The sequence below is a fragment of the uncultured Campylobacter sp. genome, assembly GCF_937980635.1.
GTDB lineage: Bacteria > Campylobacterota > Campylobacteria > Campylobacterales > Campylobacteraceae > Campylobacter_B.
In genome coordinates, this window is sequence record NZ_CALJPG010000008.1 from 14,517 (window position 1) to 27,903 (window position 13,387).

14 protein-coding genes are annotated in these 13,387 nt (G+C 46.8%); all 14 read right to left on the minus strand.

Annotated features, from left to right (window positions below):
• Positions 1 to 290 precede the first annotated feature (290 nt).
• The 14 genes from tgt to aroB all read right to left on the minus strand — a co-directional run bounded on the left by tgt (position 291) and on the right by aroB (position 13,356).
• The gene (tgt, locus tag Q0460_RS00860) at positions 291 to 1,457 is read right to left on the minus strand and encodes a tRNA guanosine(34) transglycosylase Tgt (RefSeq protein WP_299083688.1); all 1,167 of its coding nucleotides are present in this window, start codon (positions 1,455 to 1,457) and stop codon (positions 291 to 293) included.
• Positions 1,458 to 1,759: 302 nt separating this feature from the next.
• A complete protein-coding gene (locus tag Q0460_RS00865) occupies positions 1,760 to 2,089 on the minus strand; it encodes an excalibur calcium-binding domain-containing protein (RefSeq protein ID WP_299083691.1) in 330 nt (109 codons plus the stop codon).
• 191 nt (positions 2,090 to 2,280) lie between these two features.
• Complete coding sequence (locus tag Q0460_RS00870; RefSeq protein WP_299083694.1) at positions 2,281 to 2,625, minus strand: hypothetical protein; 345 nt, start codon at positions 2,623 to 2,625, stop codon at positions 2,281 to 2,283.
• Positions 2,615 to 4,696, minus strand: coding sequence for a heavy metal translocating P-type ATPase (locus Q0460_RS00875; RefSeq protein ID WP_299083697.1), 2,082 nt, complete (start codon positions 4,694 to 4,696; stop codon positions 2,615 to 2,617). The genes Q0460_RS00870 and Q0460_RS00875 overlap by 11 nt, the downstream gene beginning before the upstream one ends.
• A 3-nt stretch (positions 4,697 to 4,699) precedes the next feature.
• Positions 4,700 to 5,194: a hypothetical protein gene (locus Q0460_RS00880; protein ID WP_299083701.1), complete on the minus strand. Its 495-nt coding sequence runs from the start codon at positions 5,192 to 5,194 to the stop codon at positions 4,700 to 4,702.
• Positions 5,187 to 5,489 carry a Cys/Met metabolism pyridoxal-phosphate-dependent enzyme gene (locus tag Q0460_RS00885; protein WP_177386687.1) on the minus strand — a complete coding sequence of 101 codons (303 nt, stop codon included), beginning with the start codon at positions 5,487 to 5,489 and terminating at the stop codon, positions 5,187 to 5,189. The genes Q0460_RS00880 and Q0460_RS00885 overlap by 8 nt, the downstream gene beginning before the upstream one ends.
• A gap of 8 nt (positions 5,490 to 5,497) precedes the next feature.
• Complete coding sequence (locus tag Q0460_RS00890; RefSeq protein ID WP_299083704.1) at positions 5,498 to 5,989, minus strand: hypothetical protein; 492 nt, start codon at positions 5,987 to 5,989, stop codon at positions 5,498 to 5,500.
• 95 nt (positions 5,990 to 6,084) lie between these two features.
• On the minus strand, positions 6,085 to 6,696 hold the full coding sequence (locus Q0460_RS00895) for a hypothetical protein (RefSeq protein WP_299083707.1): 612 nt from the start codon (positions 6,694 to 6,696) through the stop codon (positions 6,085 to 6,087).
• Positions 6,693 to 7,010 carry an HMA2 domain-containing protein gene (locus Q0460_RS00900; protein WP_177386684.1) on the minus strand — a complete coding sequence of 106 codons (318 nt, stop codon included), beginning with the start codon at positions 7,008 to 7,010 and terminating at the stop codon, positions 6,693 to 6,695. The genes Q0460_RS00895 and Q0460_RS00900 overlap by 4 nt, the downstream gene beginning before the upstream one ends.
• 65 nt (positions 7,011 to 7,075) lie before the next feature.
• Positions 7,076 to 7,603, minus strand: a complete 528-nt coding sequence (gene mog, locus Q0460_RS00905; RefSeq protein ID WP_005871651.1) for a molybdopterin adenylyltransferase — start codon at positions 7,601 to 7,603, stop codon at positions 7,076 to 7,078.
• Between the two features lie 36 nt (positions 7,604 to 7,639).
• Positions 7,640 to 9,421 carry an AAA family ATPase gene (locus Q0460_RS00910; protein WP_299083712.1) on the minus strand — a complete coding sequence of 594 codons (1,782 nt, stop codon included), beginning with the start codon at positions 9,419 to 9,421 and terminating at the stop codon, positions 7,640 to 7,642.
• Positions 9,390 to 10,622 carry a tRNA (N(6)-L-threonylcarbamoyladenosine(37)-C(2))-methylthiotransferase MtaB gene (mtaB, locus tag Q0460_RS00915; RefSeq protein WP_299083714.1) on the minus strand — a complete coding sequence of 411 codons (1,233 nt, stop codon included), beginning with the start codon at positions 10,620 to 10,622 and terminating at the stop codon, positions 9,390 to 9,392. Before mtaB ends, Q0460_RS00910 begins: the two co-directional genes overlap by 32 nt.
• Positions 10,619 to 12,328: a mechanosensitive ion channel family protein gene (locus Q0460_RS00920; protein WP_299083717.1), complete on the minus strand. Its 1,710-nt coding sequence runs from the start codon at positions 12,326 to 12,328 to the stop codon at positions 10,619 to 10,621. The genes mtaB and Q0460_RS00920 overlap by 4 nt, the downstream gene beginning before the upstream one ends.
• Entirely contained in the window at positions 12,325 to 13,356 is a 1,032-nt protein-coding gene (aroB, locus tag Q0460_RS00925; RefSeq protein ID WP_299083720.1) for a 3-dehydroquinate synthase, read from the minus strand. The genes Q0460_RS00920 and aroB overlap by 4 nt, the downstream gene beginning before the upstream one ends.
• Positions 13,357 to 13,387: the final 31 nt, after the last annotated feature.

Genomic DNA, 13,387 nt, shown 5'->3' on the forward strand with positions numbered 1-13,387 from the left:
CAAAATTCAAAGCCAAATTTCACATCACATTCTACGGCAAAATTCCAAGACATAGCTCTATCATAATAAAATTTTGCCAAAATAAAACTCTAATTGATGCCAAAGCCTAAGTGCGGAATTTAAATCAAATTTAAAGCTACAAGCTCCACGCTACGCAGCTAATTAAATTTCATCGCCCAAATTTTGTCGCGTTTAAATTTAACTGCGCGCGCCGTATTAAAATTCCGCCCGCTGCCGCCGTAGCTAAATTTAACTACCGCGCTAAATTCCGCGCCCTCGCCTGCTGAAATTTAATCTCGCACCCCGCTTCGTGCGGCGTAGAATTCCCTCCTAAACTCGGCAAACCGCCCATGCATTATCGCCTCTCTCATATCCGCGGCAAGGCGCAGGTAGAAGTGCAGATTGTGAATGCTAGCGAGGCGGTAAAAGCTAAGCTCGCGCGCGCGAAATAGATGATTTAGGTAGCCGCGGCTAAAGCGCTTGCACGTATAGCAGTCGCAGTGCGGATCGATCGGATCGTGATCGCTGATAAAGCCCGCATTTTTGATGCTGATCTTGCCGAAGCTCGTAAATAGCGTGCCGTTGCGGGCGTTGCGCGTAGGCATCACGCAGTCGAACATATCCACGCCGCGAGCGACGTTTTCGACGAGATCCTCGGGCGTGCCGACCCCCATCAAATATCGCGGGCGCGCCGCATCGACGTACGGCATCATGGCCTCGACGGTTTCGTACATCAGCTCGTTTTTCTCGCCCACGCTAAGCCCTCCGATCGCAAGCCCGTCGAAGGTCATCTCGCACAGCGCTTCGGCGCAAAATTTGCGCGCATGCGGGTCGGTGCCGCCTTGGATGATACCGAAGATGTTTTGATGCGCGTGCAGGCCGCGAGATTTCATGGTCTCGTGATAATCTATCGCTTCGCGAGCCCATTTTATCGTGCGCGCGACGCTTAGATCGATCCGCTTTTTAAGCCGCGATCTATCATCGAAGCTCAATGCGCCAGGCTCGCGCGGCAGCTCCACCAAGTCGTCTAAAATCATCATAATATCGGAGTTTAGCTCATACTGCGTATCCAGCACTGAGCGCGGCGTGAAATAATGCATGCTGCCGTCGATGTGGCTTTTAAATTTTATACCGCCCTCGTCGTTTTTGGTGTTTGCGCGCAGGCTAAACGCCTGAAAGCCGCCGCTGTCGGTCAAAAAGCTGCGAGGAAATTTCGTAAATCCATGCAGCCCGCCGAAGCCCGCCACCACCCGCGAGCCCGGGCGCAGATACATGTGATAGGTATTAGCAAGGATGATCTGCGCGCCCAGGAGCTGCTCTACGTCCGTCGCATCGAGCGCCTTGACCGCGCCCACGGTGCCGACCGGCATAAAAACGGGGGTGCGGATCGTGCTGTGCGCCGTGCGGATCGTGCAGGCGCGCGCCGCGCCGTCTGCGGCGTCTATTTGAAAATCCATCTTGATCCTTTAAATTTAGCTTCTTGCGCGCACTCGGCGCAAAATTTTAAAAAGCGATTGTAGCGAAATTTAAATTTGCGGCAGGTAAAGACGGGTAAAAAATTTAAAGGATATTGTGAAGCGTTTGCGGATTAAAATTTCGGTAGCTAGCGACCGACACAGCCGTTAAATGTAAAATTTACTGGCTCTCTTATAATTAAAATTTAATCGAACGTTGCGAATTTAGCGAGCATGGCAGCATTATTTTAGACGGTACACTTTATATTATAAATTTAAAGATGCGCCGAAATAAAATTTCACACCTATGAAGCAAATTTTATAGCTATAACGCTATCATTAAATTTCCCCGCACCGCATGAGTCGGCAGCGCCCTTTAAATTTGAAACTTCGCTCTTTTCATCGCGCGCGCTAGAAAATCCGCTAAATTTATTACCGCACAGTTGCTTTTCGCACGGCACGCCGTCGCCGTCGCCGTCGGTGTGCTGAGTACCGCCTTCCTGTGCCCTGCCACACTCTCGCAAATACCGCATCGCCTCTTCGCAGCTGCTAAACTGCGAGCAATAGGTCTTGGCGTTGCAATCAAGCCCCAAAGCAAGACTAGCCAATACCGAAAACAATAAAACTAATTTCATCGTCTTTCCTTAAAATTTTGATGGAATTGTATGGATAAATAGATAAATAATTAATAAAATAGTAAATTTAACCGCAAACGGCGCAGATTTGACCGCTTGCGACGTTTTATTCGACGGCTGCGTCTAAAGAAATTTAGCGGCTTTAGAGTTTTCTATCTTTTCACTTTCAAAAGCCGCGACGCACTATGCCGCTAGGCGCTTTTGCGTGCGCGAGGCTTTCTTTTCGCGGGAGCACTTTTTGCGGGTGAGCTTTTGCTGTCCGGCAGATTTTCCAAAGCTAAATTTGCTACGGATCTCTTTCTGCCCCTGCTCTTTGCTTTTCTATTTTGCAGAAACTCGCTGTACGGCGAGCCGTAAAGGCTAGCGTGCCAGATCGCGCATCCTAGCATCACTAGGCCGGAAATTTTATGCAGCTGCGACATGCGCGAGTTCATATTCAGCGCGGTTAGAGCCGTGATGCCCATACTTACTCCCAGCGCCGTTTTAGCTGCTTTGCGCTGAAAATTTAGATCCAAAATTTTATCTTCAATCTTCAAATTTTACCCCTTTAATGGAATTCAGTAGTAGTCCTATCGTCGTGCCGTTATGCAGCAGCGCCGTAGCCACGGGGCTTAGCACGCCGAAAGTCGCCAAAAATAAAATGATCGAATTTATCCCCACGGTGGCGTTGAAATTTCGATTTACGAGCCGCAGCGTGTCGTTGGCCAGCGCCTTTACCTGTGCGACGCCCTCGATATCGTTTTTCAAAAGCCCGATCTGCGCGGAAGCCTTGGCGATCTCGGCGCCATTTAGCATGCTGATGCCGATGTCCGCCTTCATCAGGCTCGGCGCATCGTTTATGCCGTCGCCCACGAAGACCACCTTTCGCCCCTCGGCTTTGAGTTGCTCTAAGATTTCGGTCTTTTGCGTCGGTAACAGTTCGCCGTAATAGCGATCTACGCCGAGTTTTTTGGCTACGGTGCGGGCTTTTGATTTCACGTCGCCGCTGAGCATGACGATCTGCTCTGCGCCCAGCTCACGGAGCCTAGCGATGACGGCGCGAGCGTTTGCGCGCACCTCGTCTCTAAGCCCGATGAGCCCCAAAAGTCTACCGTCAAATGCGATGTAAAGCAGCGCGAGCCCCTTTTGCATCGCAAGATCGATGGTCTGCTCATGCGCCGCAAATGAGATCATCTCGTCATCCTCCAGAAAGTGGCGCGAGCCGATGATGAGCTTTTTGCCCTCGATGCTTGTTTTAACGCCGTGAGCGACGACAAATTCCACCTCGTCGTGGTGTTTGTGGATAAAACCGTGCTTTTTGGCGGCATCCACGATCGCCTCGGCTACGGGGTGAAAGTAATGCTCCTCGGCGCTTGCGGTTAAATTTAAAATATCGTTTTTGCTGAAGCGCTCGTCAAACGATATGATCTCGGCGACCTCCAGGTTGCCGTACGTAAGCGTGCCCGTCTTATCAAATACGAAGGTGTCGGCGGCCGCAAGCGACTCAAGAGCCTTGGCGCCTTTGATCAAAATCCCGTTCTTTCCCGCCTTTGAAATGCTCGACTTAAAAGCGACCGGCGTAGGTAGCTTAAGCGCGCACGAGTAATCCGCCTGCAGCACCGAAGCCACACTCATAAAATTTCGATTTATCAGATATGACACGCCCGCAAGCCCAAAGGTTACCGGCACGAGCTTATCGGCTAAGTGAGTCGTATGCATACCGATGCTGGAGCGTTCGTTAAGAGATGCCGTGATGTAGTGCTTTATGCGCTGCGTAGAGGTGTTTTCGCCGACGTTTTCCGCCCAGATACGGATCCTGCCCTCCTCTACGATCGTGCCGCTTAACACGCTATCGCCGCGAGATTTTTTCACCGCGACCGATTCGCCCGTCATATTGGCTTGATTTATCATCGCTTCGCCGCTTACGACGTGTCCGTCCACGGCTATAACATCGCCCGCGCCCACGACCACGATATCGCCTACCTTTAGCTTAGAAGTTGCGATTTTGATCTCGGTCTTTTTGCCGTTTTGATCTATCTCGACCCACGCTTCGGCGATGTCGGGGCGAGCGAGCTCACGGATCAGATCGTCACTTTTATAAACGGTGCTTTCCTCCATGTATTCGCCAAGAGCAAGCATAGCGTTGGTGCTGTTTGCGGCAAAGATATCTCCGCGAGCGAGCGAAATCCCGACAGCAGCAGCCTCCAAGCCCTTTGAAGTAAGCCCGTGACGAAAGCTCTCTTTAATGCCCTCTTTTAAGATAGGCATGCACGCTACGATGCTAAATGCGCGCACTAAAGGCGAAGTGCGAAAGATTAAATTTCCGCCCAACGCAAGAAGCGCTAAGATAAATTCGTTTTTGCTCGGTAAATTTTTATGGCTAGCGGGGATAATTGATTTTAGCTCGCTTAAATTTAAAGCTTCAAGTTGCTTTATAATTCCTGCCTTATTTACGTCTGCGTCAAGCTTAAGGATCAAAGAGTCAATTTTAGCGTTAAATCTAGCTTCCGTTACGCCTTCAAGCCTCGCAGCTGCTTTTTGCAGTGCGCTCGTATCGAGCCCTTTAAAGCCCGCGACCTTTATGCGTAGTCTAGTTTTGGTCTCATGTAAAATTTTAAAATTTTGCATAAACTACTCTTGCATCTCTGCCTTGGCGTCTTCGAATCGCTCCTTCATCTCTTCGATGCCCATCTGAAACATCTCGGTGCCCTTTGCGATGAGCTTAAAAAGCTTTTTTTGCGCATTTTCGTCGGTGAGAAAATAGGTCGCCACAGCACCCAGAGCGATGCCTGTGATAAATGAGTTGCTACCAAATAAACCGTTCGCGTTTTGTCTGCCACCCAAGGAATTAAAAATTCCACCGAAAGCGGAATTCTGCGAGCTTTGAGTAGAATTTACGTCATTTGAGCTTTGAGCGGCGGAATCTTTACTATCCGAGTTATTGCTGGAAGCAGAACTATTAAAAGGTGCAGAATTTACCCGCTCGTTTATCCATTTAGCCCAACCGCCGAGCCTTTCGTCACCGGCAAAGCCATCGGCCGAGCCTCCATCGTATCTCTTGCCGCCGAAATCGTAATCGTCAAGAATTTCTTTCAAATCTTTTTTTGTGATATAGGGATTACTCATTGCCTACCTTAAGAATAAAATTTCTACCCGCAATGAGCGCGCCTACGCATACTGCGACGCCTGCCGCTGCGCGTAGATACTCGCCTTGCACGAGTTTATTAGCGCTGTAAATCGCGCCGCCACCAATGATACCGCCGCTTAACGCTATATCTAGCGCATCTCGAATCGCTTTAGATTTGCTTTTGCCTTCTTTTGCTTTAACGAGCTCTACGGCGCAACCGCCGATCGCCCCTGCTATAGCGCCGCTTAAAACGTGATCCAGCGGCGAACGCTGTGTCGTAAGTGATCTATTCATTTAGGCCTCTATTTTTCTGATTTATCGTCTGCGGACGTAAATTTAGCCGAAGAATTATCGTCCATTTTTACGATCTGCGGGATATTAAGCGGAGTAGCAGATGCTACGGATGTCTCACCTACCGGCGTTTCGCCAGTCTTAGCGCCCGCGGTGGATTTTTTAGTTCTTTTAAATCCCGGTTTTGGTCCCGGTTTTTTTCTGGTTTTTTTTGCAGTGTTAGTTTCAGTCCTAGTGCTACTTGTCGCAGCTTTTTTACTACCAGACTTTCTTTTACCTTTTACCGCCTCAGCGACATCATCTAAGCCTTCTTTGGCTTCCGCAAAAATTTCTTTTGATTTTTTGCTTAATTTTTCCGCTCCGCCTTTGACGCTATTTTTTAGCTCCTCGACGCTTTTGCTACTTACGATTTTATTCGCACCTTCTTTGATTTTATCTCGATTGTTATAAGCGTAAACCGCCGCGCAACCAAGCGCAAAACCTGCTAGAAATGGGATCGGCATTTCATTCTCCTCGTGTTAAGATTATAAAGTCATTTTATCAACTTTACATAGATTTTGATATTATAGCGACTTTTTTAGATTTTTGCAATCCTAATTTAATTTTTCTGCAAAATTCCTTTAATTAAATTGGAAAATGCGCTATTTAAAATATTTTGCAAATCGTATTTTTGAAATATCCGCTCTAATTCCTGCGGATTTTTAAAAATTTCGTTTAATAAATCAGCGAAATTCAAAGAATTTAAATCAGCCTCGTATTTAGAATTCAGTTCTTTTAAAATCGGCAAAATTTCATTATACGAAACCGCCTGCGCCTTGTACAGCAGCTCTTTAAATTGCGCGTTCTTGCACGAATTAATTAGATCGTCATAAAACATCATAGAGCTTTTTTCTATCAAAAGCGCCGAAGCCAAAAACTCATTCATACCTTTTGCAGCCAGTGCCTCACTGCTATTTTCAGGAGGCGTGGCGCCAAGCCCGCAAGAATTTGCAAAGTCTAGTATCCGCTCAAGTAATCCAGCTCGTAAAGATAGAATTTCTCCTAACTTTTTATCTTGAAATTTAACTGCACCCAGCGAATAAAACTGCAAAATTTGCGCCTCTTTTTCAAGCAAAAGAGCGATATCTGCAATTTGTGCCTCATTTAAATTCCGAGATTTATTAGAAATTTTGCGCGATTTTTTGGTGCTACGTAATGCTTCTTCGCTCAAGAAATCGCCTCTATATTGGAATTTACGAGCGCTATTAGCTCAGGCGAACTGATACCGCTTAAAAACTGCTCCCAAAGGTGCATCGGGAAAATATTTTCGTCGTAATGAATCGTCAGCGAGCCGATTAGAGAGTTAAATTTATACTCTTTTATCCCGCGAATTGCAGCTATTTTAGCCTTCAGGCTCTCCTCGCTCACGCTATCTCGCAACTCCCTAATCTTGGGACTTACGCGGATACGAATACGACCTTTGCTGTGGCTGATTTTACTAAAATATTTATGAAATTCCAAAATATCGTTGTGATTTATTTTCATATTTTTCCTTAAATTTGCACCCAAATAATATCATAAATCATTTAATTCCTGCTAAATTTTGCGAATTATTTGCGTTTAGGACGGAATATTTTTATCTTATTTTCATCCGCTGTTATGTAATTTCCTCCCATTAGATCAATACAATACGGCACAGCAGGAAATACCGGCAGCAGGCACTCTTTAATCGCTTTTGGATTGCCCGGTAAGTTTATAATCAGAGATTTTTTGCGGATCGCTGCTATCTGGCGAGATAAAATTGCCGTAGGCACGATCTTTTGGCTCTCTGCGCGCATTAGTTCGCCAAAGCCTGGCATTAATTTCTCACTTACCGCTTCAGTCGCTTCAGGCGTTACATCGCGCGGAGCAGGACCCGTGCCACCAGTAGTTAGCACTAAATCACAACCCGCTTCATCGCAAAGATAAATCAGCTTATCTTTGATCAGCTCTAGCTCATCTGGAACTATTTCATAAAAATACTGCTTCTCACAAGTTAGCCAATCATCCATCACGGCAATTATTTCTTTGCCTCCTAAATCCTCGTAAACGCCACCACTAGCGCGATCACTGATCGTTAAAACACCTATTTTTACCATTTTCCTCTCCTTTATTAGAATTTTAAATTTTAAAATTTAATCGAAATTTAGCGTGCCGTCTTGCGGCTTTTCTTCAGAGCTTTCGCTATCTTTTTCCGGCTTTTGTAAATCTTGCTCTTGCGCAGAAGCGCCCTCTTGCTCCACACCATCAGATTCGCAAATCTTTTGAACATCCTCGAAAGTTATGAACTCATAGACGAAAATTTGCTTTGAAATTTGATTTAACTTATCCTGCATCGTGCGGATTATCTCGCTTACCTCGTCGTAGCAATCTTGCAAAATTTTATTCACGCTCTGCGCGCTAGGGGTGAAACTATCGCCCATCGCGAGCTCAAAAACCATCTTTTGCGCCAGCGCGATAGCCTGCTTTACGTCGCTAGCGGAATTTGAAAAAGCGTCGTTTTTATGGATCTGTAGCGCTGCCATGCCGCTTAAAAGCACTTTGATTTGATTTAAAATTTGGGTTTTGGATTCGATCTCGAAATCCTCGTTTAAAAATTTATCGTTTAAAAGCTCGATCTTTTCGAAATCAAACGAATACCAATACGCACTAAGCGCCTTTGCGCCCTGATAAAACGCCTGGATCTCCTTTTCGTATTCGGTGAGGATTCTGCTTTTTTGCACGCCGTAAAAGACCCTCATTCGCACGTTTTCAAAATCGCTAAGCTCGATCGTATCGCTGCCGCGCTTAAGAGCGTTGATCGCGGCTTCATTTACCAGCGTCGCTACTCCCGCGCCGCTAAAGCCCACGCAGAGGCGGCTTACTTTGTTGATATTCGCACTGCATCTTTTGCCCTCGAGGTAAATTTTTAAAATTTCGATGCGGTCTTTGTAGTTCGGAAGCCCGATAAAAACGCGCCTATCAAAGCGCCCCGAGCGCAGAAGCGCATCGTCGATCAAATTTATTTTATTGGTCGCGCCGATTACCATCACGCCGCTATTTTCCTCAAATCCGTCCATCTCGGTCAGCAGCTGATTTAGCGTCGCTTCTCGCTCGTCGTTGCGCCCGATACCGCGCTTGCCGCCGACCGCATCGATCTCGTCGATAAAAATAATTGCGGGCGCGCAGGATTTGGCCTTCGCAAACAGCTCGCGAACCCGCCTAGCGCCGACGCCCACAAAGACCTCGGCGAAACTTGCGCCGCTTTGGTAAAAAAACGGTACATCTGCCTCTCCCGCCACGGCTTTTGCAATTAGCGTTTTACCGACGCCCGGCTCGCCGATCATTAAAATTCCTTTCGGCAGCTTGATGCCAAAATTTCGGTATTTTGCGGGATTTTTTAAAAAATCCACGATCTCGATTAGCTCGTCCTTAACCTCGCTGATGCCCGCGACATCGCTAAATCTCACGTCGCTAACGCTTGGCGAAAGATCGCCGAGATCGCCACCCGAGCTAGCGCTCTGACGCGCGGCGCCGTCCATCCTGCGGTGTCTAGCCAAAACGGTTTCAAAATAATACACGAAGAGAAAAAATGCGAATGTAAAAATCACGAGCGTCGCGCTAATACCGCTCGTGCCATCATCCTTTTCTTTGCTGATTAGAGCGTGATTTGATAGCTCCTTAAGATCTACGAGATCGACTAAAATTTTATAGCGTTTGCCGTCATAGGTAAAATTTAAATTTCCATCCTCGATATGCGCGCGTTTGATCTGATCTGCGCGGACCAGCTCGCTAAATTCGCGCTCGGTGATGTATCGCGAATCATCTTTAAAATAAACGATCGAGAGCAAAACGATAAGCAGCACTAAAAAAATCAAAATTATATTTAGCTTGCTTTTTTTGATTTTATGCAAAATTTCCATCAAATTTAACCTCATAATCTCTTATCTCCATCCATTTTTTCGACAAATCCTCATCGCTTTTGATCCAAATTTTATCATAAAATTGATCATATCCTTCATAAAACTCTCCGTTTTTCCGCTCGATCAGCACATTTAACGGCACCTTGTGCGAAAGACGAAATTTATAATTATTCAGCGCCGTTATGTTCTGCAGCATCTTTAGTCGCGCCTTCGCCGTTTTGCCGTCTATGCGACCTTTTAGCGACGCCGAGGCGGTCCCTTGCCGCGGCGAAAAGATAAAGGCGTGCAGATGCGTGAGCGGGAATTTTTTGAAATTTTCTACCGCTTCGAGCCAAATTTCTTCGCTCTCGCCCGGATGCGCGACGATAAAGTCCGTCCCCAGCGCGAACCCGCGCTCCGCAAGCTCGCAAAAAAGCTCCAAATCCCTTAGCGCGGAATTTCGGCGGCGCATTATACTAAGCATCTTTTGCGAAGTGTGCTGAAGCGCGATGTGCAGATGCCGCTCCAGCCACGGCTCGGATAAAATTTCGCGAAAGCTCTCATCGATCTGCGAGGGCTCGATGCTACCTAAGCGGATACGGCGAATTCCGCGGATCGCGCCCAGCTTTTGAAGCAGCGCGCCGAGGCTCGTGCCAGCGAATTTGCCGTAGCTTCCGATATTGGTGCCCGTTAGCACAATCTCGCTAAAGCCGTTTGCGGCAAGACTCGCCGCCTCTTTTAAGATCGCGTCTTCAGAGCTGCTGCGCGAGCGGCCGCGCACCGAGGGGATTATGCAATAGCTGCAGTTAAAATCGCACCCTTCCTGAATTTTAATAAAGGCCTTGGTGTGATCCTCATAGTCGCTTACTAAATTTTTTTCGACGCTACTTAGATCGCCGATATCGTAAAATTTCGACTCCGAGCCCAAAAACTCATCGATCTTTTCCTTTTGCGACATCCCGAATACGCCGAAGACCGCGCCGTTTTTATACAGCTCCTCGCCGCGCGAAACCGCGCCGCAGCCGGTTAGCAATATCTTTTTGCCAAGGCGGTTCATCTTATTTACGTAGTTTCGTACGTCTGCGTCGGCGCCGTTCGTAACGGTGCAGGAGTTTATCACGACTACGTCCGCGCCCTGCTCGTCGTGCGTGATCTCGCCCGATTTGAGATTGCTTTTGATAAGCTGCGTGTCGTAGATATTGGTGCGGCATCCAAACGTTTTAAAATAAATTTTCAAATTTCGCTCCCGGATCCGCTTCCTGTGGCAAAGCCGGCGCCCTGCGCCGCTGCGTTTAAATTTTGCGAGCCTTGCTGCTCGGAGCTGAGGTCTTGCGCCGCAAAATTTCCGCCCGCAGCCGCATGATTTTTGCCGTTAAAAAGCGTGTAAGCAGGATAGGCGATCTTGATGTCGGGCTCGCTTCTTAGGGCGTCTAAAATTTCAGCCGAGATGTTGCTGCGAAGCCCGAGCGTGGCGTAAGAATTCGTCATATACCAAACCGAAATTTCAATGCCGTATGGCTCAAAAAAGCTAAAAATTCTAGGCTCGACGTTTGGATTTTTGATACTATATTGCGAGCGCAGCTTGCCCATCTGCTTTTTGGCAATGTCGGTGTAGCCCTTAGAATACTTCCGCACGATGTTTTTTATGAGATACATCGCCTTTTTATGGTTGCTATCAAATGTTAAAAGTATGCTGATGCCGTCCCAAACGGTCTTCATGCCGCTATGAGTATAGTTTGAGATAAGATCGGTAAAAATATAATTATTCGGTATGAAAATCACCCTGCCTGCGCGCTTATTTTCTCTCCACGTAGTCATAGTAACGTCTTCGAAAATCGTCATCCTAAGCACCGAAATATCGATGATATCGCCTACGTAGGTCTCGCCGTTTTTATGTACTCTGATGCGATCACCCACGCGAAAGCTTCCGCCGAGCACGATCGTAAGCCAGCCTAAGGAGCTCATAAACATATCTTTCATCGCAATCGCAAGACCTGCCGAAGCAAAGCCCAAAACTGTTACGAAATGCGTCATATTCTCGATGTAAGAAAATAGCAGTATCAGCGCGATCAGAGTAAAATTTAAAACATTGATAGCTTTATTTACGATATAAAAATTCTCGTCGTTTTTGATATATTTTTTCGCTATTATCTTACATAAAAACGATAGCGCCATGACTACGAGTATCCATACGGCGATGTTTCCCGCGCGCTTGATCTGCGCTTTTATATCGGCGGTCTGCACGGCGATTTGGGAGTTGATCTTTTTTTCGTAAACGTCGTACGTGGTCTGCGCGATCTCGTATGCGGAGCTGAACTCTCCGAGCTCGTAATCTAAGCTTTTAAGCTCCGCCGCAGCGCTTGCGTCCGTATCAATCTGCATCAAACGCTCATATAGCGCCCTTTTTGCTTCAAGTTTATCGATTAAAGCTTTAATATTTTCGATGGCGTTTTTCTGCTCCATCTTTTGAGCTTGCAAATTTCTAATCGTAGAAAAACCGGAAATTATCGAAAAAGGATTTGTAATGCGCGCAGGCTCTGGAGTTTCGGGCATCGCGATGATATCTAAAAACGGAGATTTTTCATACTCTTTTAGCAGTATGAGCTGCTCTTTTACGGCGCGAAGTCTTTTTTGAATCTCTGCGATCTTATCGGTGCCGGCGCTCTTTTTTAGCTCCGCTTCGAGCTGGCTGGATTGCTTTTGTAAATTTTGATAGCCGATGAAATTTGAAAAGCGAGAGACCCAGATATTATTTTTGATCTCATCGTCAATAATACGGATCTGATCTTTTAGCGACGCGGTTAGCTTGGAATTTTCATCTTTCTTCTCACTAGCGGCGGAGCTAGCGTTGGATTCTAAGCGCGTATACGCGGCGGAGAGCGTAGAATTTGCCTCGCAAAATGCAAGATTAAAAATCAAAAAAATAGCTACAAGCGCTCTCATTCAAACTCTTTCAGCGCTGTAATTACTTCATCTTTTGCGATCTCTTTGGAAGCGTAGAATTTACCGATGCCGTCGGGCAGGATAAATTTTATCTTGCCGTTTTCACTCTTTTTATCGAGAAAAAACAGCTCGTAAAATTCCGCTGCATCCTCTACGTGGAATTTTATCGGAAGTGTGAATTTTTGAAGCACTTTACGGATCTGCTCCTCCTGTTCGCCGCTTAGTTTACCGAGACGCCGCGCTAGCGCATTTGCCATCGCCATACCGACCGCTACAGCCTCACCGTGCAAAAATTTTTTATAATCAGTAATTTTTTCGATAGCGTGAGCAAAGGTATGCCCGTAGTTTAACACCGCACGCACGCCGCTTTCGCGCTCGTCTCGCTCTACGACGCCCGCTTTAATCTCCACGCAGCGCGCGATTACGTGCGAAATTTCATCGACGCTTTTTAGATCGTGCGTCTCGAAAAATTTAAATAGTTCGACATCAAAGCATACAGCCATCTTTACCGCCTCTGCGACGCCTGCGGCAAACTCTCGCGCAGGAAGCGTCGATAAAAATTTGCTCTCGCAATAAACCGCGCGCGGCTGATAAAACGAGCCGATTAAATTTTTGCCGAAACGATTATTTACGCCAGTCTTACCGCCGACGCTTGCGTCCACTTGCGCTAACAAGGTCGTAGGTATATTGATAAAATCGATACCGCGCTCATAAATGCTCGCGCAAAAGCCTGTTATATCGCTAATGACACCGCCGCCAAGAGCGATGAGCGTGCTTTTGCGATCAAGCTTGGAGCTAAAAAGCTGCTCTAAAATTTGCTCCACGCTCGCAGTATTTTTATACTCTTCGCCATCCGGGATCGTGATGATAAATTTTTGCTCGCAATCTAGCCGCTGCAGTAAGAAATCAAGCCATAGCCCCGCTACTTTGGGATTTGTCACGATAGCGACCTTGCCGCTAAGTTTTAAACTATGCAATTCGTCGATAAAAACGCTGTATTTTTTGCCTAAATTAAGATCGATTTTCATACGCTAGCCTTTGATTTTTGGGTAATTGTAA